This window comes from Streptomyces sp. NPDC058525, assembly GCF_042719495.1.
Taxonomy (GTDB): domain Bacteria; phylum Actinomycetota; class Actinomycetes; order Streptomycetales; family Streptomycetaceae; genus Streptomyces.
The window spans coordinates 1-3677 of the sequence record NZ_JBHXNP010000204.1 but is presented as its reverse complement, the minus strand read 5'-3'; the positions used below and the strand labels follow the sequence as shown (position 1 = coordinate 3677).

The following is a 3677-nucleotide window of genomic DNA, read 5'->3' as shown; positions in this document are numbered from 1 at the left end:
CGCTGTTGAGTTCTCAAGGAACGGACGCTTCCTTTGTACTCACCCTCTCGGGCTTTCCTCCGGGCTTTCGTTCTGTTCTTGCGTTTCCGACTCTACCAGACTCTTTCGGGCCCGACTTCCTCGGTGCTTTCCAGGTCCTGCGCTTTCGCGCTTTCCCTTTCCGGCGATTCCGACTCTATCAGAAGATCTCCACCGGATTTCCCCGGCTTCGATTCCCGAATGAAGAGTCGAGTGTCCCCACGCGAAATCTCATTCCTTGTGGGGGCTGCTGCCGAACTTGTCCAGCTCGAGGCAACTGCTCGACTCTACAACTGCGCCAAGGGGGTGTCAAAACGAGTCCTGGTCGGCTCCCTGCCCGTCGGCGGCCACCGCAGCCGACACACCCAGGTCGTGCCTCATCGCGGCCCGCATCGCCCGGAGCATGCCCCACACCACCTGCCGCTCCTGCTCCGCGGTCTCCATGGTCTCGCCCGGCTCGGGCTCACCCCGCTCAAGCCGTTTGACCTGGCCGTAGACCCTGTTCAAGGCCTGGTTGACGGCGCTCGCGCGTACGAGGACCGCGTCCGGGGCGATCATCTGCGCTTCGGAGTACCGATCGCGGTGAGCGTTCTTCGCCTCCTCGAGCGCAACCCTGTCGGCCTCCTCCACGTCCCGTTCCCTCAGGACGTGCAGATGACGGTTGAGCGCGGTGGTGAACTGCCGGGCGTCCCGGTTGAGCTCGACGTAGCAGGTGCGGCGGAGCACGCGGTTCTCATGGATCTCCTCCTGGCCGCGGACAAGCTCGATCTCCTTGACCTTCGTACGCTCCGACCCTCGCTGGGTCAGGAGTGACGCCCCCAGCGTGCCGGCGACACCCGCCACCGCGATGATCACTGCACTCAGATCCACCGAATCACTCCCCCGCACCCCGTGCTTCCCCACCCACCGCAGTCCGCTCCCACGGACCGCCTCGCCCCAAGTCTGCCTTGCAGCAGGCAGGTTGGTGCACAGCTGGGCGGGCTGAGGTGCGAGGACCCCGGGCCTACCTCACGCCGAGGAGCCCGGCGCAGAAGCCCGTCGTGACCGGTCCCGTCCGGCGATGGCCTGGGCGACCTCGGCCATGGCGCCACGGAGAAGGTCTCCGTAAGGAGTCCGGGGAAGGCTGGGCGCGTGCGCTTCGGCAGCGTTGATGTGCTCGGCGGCGGCCTCGAAGGAGCCGAGTCGGCGGTAGTCGTCGGCAAGGTTGAGGTGCAGGGACGGGTAGAAGCCGGCGATGTGCAGCCCGGCGTGGTGTTCTTGGACGCGCCGGTCCGTCACGGCGTCCGCGGCGTCCAGGGCCCGGACGTTCCAGGCAAGGGACTGCGCGGGATCCTCGTAGAGATCTGCCAGGTAGTGGGCGAGAGAGCAGCGGTGCAACGGGTCACCGGTGGCACCGATCGCAGTCCACAGGCCCAGCAGCTTCCGGCGGGCGGCAGCACTGTCGCCGGCGCGGCCTTCGGTGACGGCCTGGGCGATGGCGGCCATGGTCGGATCTGCGTCGGCAGGTGCGGTGGCGGTCATGGCGTGTTCCTCAAAGTCCTTGTCCTTGTCCTTGTCCTTGTCCTTGTCCTCCGGACCTGACCGGCATGGCCAGGGTGGTGAGGTCGCCCCGGTCGGCGGAGCGGATGGTGACCGGCTGGTCTTCGCCCCGCAGATCGAGCATCACGTCGGGGCCGATCGCGCTGCTCACGGCGGGATAGAGCGTGGTGAGCTCGAACCAGACCCGCAGTTCCTGCCCGGTGGTGGCGGCCTGGAGGGGAATGCCGGCGTCCTCACCCTCCGCGGAGACGGACACGGACACGGACACGACCTGCACTCCCGCATCGGAGACGTGCAGCCCGATGCGCTCGCCGGGGTGTTCCTCCAGGGCCCGCAGCAGCTGCTCCTTCGCGACCGTCACCCGCGTGGTGACCTCACCCAGTGACGCGAGCATCAGCCGGTAGTCGGGGAACTCCTCGGACAGCAGCCTGCAATGCCGGTCCTCACCGCCGGCCGCGCGGAGCCAGATCCCGTGTGGCACCGCCTCGATCCGTACCAGCGCACTACGGCGGATCCCGGCGGCCGCGGCCCGCAGCTCGTCCCCGTGGACCGTGCCGGCCCACGTCTGCCCCGGCGGCTCGGCCGGCACCAGGGTTCGGGTGGAGAGCCGGTACCGGTCCGTCGCGGTCAGGGTGACGGCCTCATGACCCACCTCGATGCGCAGGCCGGCGAGGACCGGCATCCCCGGTTCGTGCACGGCCGCGGTCAGCACCTGCTCGACGGCATCGGCCAGCACGGGGCCTTTGAGCACCGCAATCGGCAGAGCCGGCACCTGGCCGAGCGCGGACTTGATCACAGCAGCCTTCTGCTGCGCCGCCGCCGCGTCCCCCACCACCCGCGCGACATGCTCATCGACCAGCCGGGCCGCCTCACCGGCCCCGGCGCCCAGGACCGCCTCGACAGCGGCCAGCGGCATCCCGATCTCCCGGAGCCGACGCAGCGCGGTCGCCCGCGCCAGCTGGTCGGCGCTGTAGTAGCGGTAGCCCGAGACCGGGTCGGTCTCGGCCGGGGGCAGCAGTCCGGAGTCGGCGTAGAACCGCAAGGCGCTGGAGGTCAGACCGCTGTGTCGGGCGAAGGCCCCGATCGGCATCAGCTCAGAATGTGGCACCACGCCATCATTGGCCTTCGACCAACTCGAAGGTCAACTCCTGGGCCCATCCCTCCTAGGCCTGCTCCGCGTACAGGTCGACCTCGGCGGGCTCGCGGGCGAGCACGGGTACGAGGTGAGCCTCCATGGCGGTGAACCACTCGTCGAGGTCCTCGTCGCCATCGTGGAAAACCAGGAGTCGAAGCTCCCCAAGGCACCCTGGATCGGCTCCGGGCTCAGAGGTTGACGCGCTTCAGGTAGACACGGCAGCGGTGCGGGATGGTCTGGTACCAGACCATCAGGTGCTCGTCCTCGTACGTACGCAGGCGCATGGGGTACGGGTCCTCGTAGAGGCTGCCGTCCTTGGGGTCGATGGCCATCGACGCCAGGTCGACCAGGCCGTCCATGACCGCCCCAACGAGCTTCTGCTGCTCCGCCGGCATATCGCCGAGCACCCACAGCCGGCTCGGGTCGCACTCCCAGGCCCAGCCGGAGTCGTTCTCCACGCCTTCGCCTCGCGAAGTCACTGGCCGATCTCGCGCTGGGCCTCGTCCAGGATGCGGCTGCTGGTCTCCATCGCGGCCCGGAACTCCTCTTCCGTGGCCGTCGGATCACCTGCCACACGCTCCGCTTCGTGCAGCGCGGCCGCCCGCGCCGGCCAGCGGTGGATCGCCACGTGCGTGGCCCACTTGATCAGGAAGAACCGCAGCGGATTGATGGCCCCGGTCTCGGCGGCCCGGTCGAACGCCTCGTTGCATTCCTTGTCGAGGACAGCCAGGTTGGCCATGTCGATCCGGCGCACGGCGTCGCGCAGGGCTTCCCGTGTCATGGCCGGCTGAGGGATGAGCGGCCCGCCGTCTTCCAGCTGCTGTGCTGTCATCACGTCCTCCAGGGGAACGCGGCCAGGATACCCAGCCGAACCCGCCGATCCGGCCGTAAACGCAGAAAAGCCCCGCACCAGATACCTGGTGCGGGGCTTCCGCAATGATTGTTCGGCGGCGTCCTACTCTCCCACAGGGTCCCCCCTGCAGTA

Annotated in this window: 6 protein-coding genes; 1 reads left to right on the top strand and 5 read right to left on the bottom strand. The window is 68.6% G+C overall.

Annotated features, from left to right (window positions below; translation table 11 throughout):
• Positions 1–327: 327 nt before the first annotated feature.
• The 3 genes from ACFWP3_RS41695 to ACFWP3_RS41685 form a co-directional block, all read right to left on the bottom strand.
• Positions 328–888: a hypothetical protein gene (locus tag ACFWP3_RS41695; RefSeq protein WP_384232166.1), complete on the bottom strand. Its 561-nt coding sequence runs from the start codon at positions 886–888 to the stop codon at positions 328–330.
• 138 nt (positions 889–1026) lie between these two features.
• On the bottom strand, positions 1027–1539 hold the full coding sequence (locus tag ACFWP3_RS41690; protein ID WP_384232165.1) for a hypothetical protein: 513 nt from the start codon (positions 1537–1539) through the stop codon (positions 1027–1029).
• Positions 1540–1549: 10 nt separating this feature from the next.
• The gene (locus ACFWP3_RS41685) at positions 1550–2665 is read right to left on the bottom strand and encodes a MerR family transcriptional regulator (protein ID WP_384232164.1); all 1116 of its coding nucleotides are present in this window, start codon (positions 2663–2665) and stop codon (positions 1550–1552) included.
• A 10-nt stretch (positions 2666–2675) separates the two neighbouring features.
• On the opposite strand from ACFWP3_RS41685, the gene ACFWP3_RS41680 reads away from it, so the two are divergent.
• Positions 2676–2891: a hypothetical protein gene (locus tag ACFWP3_RS41680; protein WP_384232162.1), complete on the top strand. Its 216-nt coding sequence runs from the start codon at positions 2676–2678 to the stop codon at positions 2889–2891.
• Here the strand turns inward: ACFWP3_RS41680 and ACFWP3_RS41675 are convergent.
• Positions 2881–3150, bottom strand: a complete 270-nt coding sequence (locus tag ACFWP3_RS41675; protein ID WP_384232161.1) for a hypothetical protein — start codon at positions 3148–3150, stop codon at positions 2881–2883. The genes ACFWP3_RS41680 and ACFWP3_RS41675 overlap by 11 nt on opposite strands.
• A 17-nt stretch (positions 3151–3167) precedes the next feature.
• Positions 3168–3524 (bottom strand): hypothetical protein, encoded by a 357-nt coding sequence (locus ACFWP3_RS41670; protein WP_384232159.1) that lies wholly within the window; start codon positions 3522–3524, stop codon positions 3168–3170.
• Between the last annotated feature and the right edge of the window lie 153 nt (positions 3525–3677).